The following is a 550-nucleotide window of genomic DNA, read 5'->3' as shown; positions in this document are numbered from 1 at the left end:
GGATGAGGAACGCGCTCGCCCATGTTCCTCCCAAGCAGCGGCCCGCAGCGGTCGCGATGCTCAAGACCATCTTTGCCCAGGACAGTGCTGAGGCGGCTCACGCCCAGTGGCGGCAGGTGGCCGATGCCTTGCGGGAGCGCTTCCAGAAGCTCGCCGAGTTGATGGACGGGGCACGGGAGGACGTACTGGCCTACATGACCTTCCCGCGTGAGCACTGGGCGCAGATCGCCTCGACCAACCCGCTGGAGCGGCTGAACGGCGAGATCAAGCGCAGAGCCGACGTGATCGGCATCTTCCCCAATGACCGGGCTGTCGTGCGGCTCGTGGGGGCGCTGATGCTGGAGCAGAACGACGAGTGGGCGGTCTCCCGCCGCTACATGAGCCTGGAGTCGCTCGCCTCCTTGAGCGATGATCCTGTCCTCAGGCTGTCCGCCGTGTCCGCCTGACCAAACCTCGGACCCTGCCGAGGACCGGCGCTCCTACACCACCCCAAGGGACACGACCCTAATCGCCGCTGGATGAAAGTTCAGTGGCAGGTCACTTTGTGCGC

The 550-nt window shown here is 65.8% G+C and carries 1 protein-coding gene; it reads left to right on the top strand.

Annotated elements, in window-relative coordinates; all coding sequences use genetic code 11:
• A partial coding sequence (locus tag C1631_RS25355; RefSeq protein ID WP_185144698.1) for a transposase occupies window positions 1–446 on the top strand: 446 nt, incomplete at its 5' end.
• Window positions 447–550 lie beyond the last annotated feature (104 nt).

Source organism: Chryseobacterium phosphatilyticum, assembly GCF_002899825.2.
Taxonomy (GTDB): Bacteria; Bacteroidota; Bacteroidia; order Flavobacteriales; family Weeksellaceae; genus Chryseobacterium; species Chryseobacterium phosphatilyticum.
The sequence above is the reverse complement of the archived record's forward strand: the minus strand, read 5'-3'. Positions and strand labels throughout refer to the sequence as shown.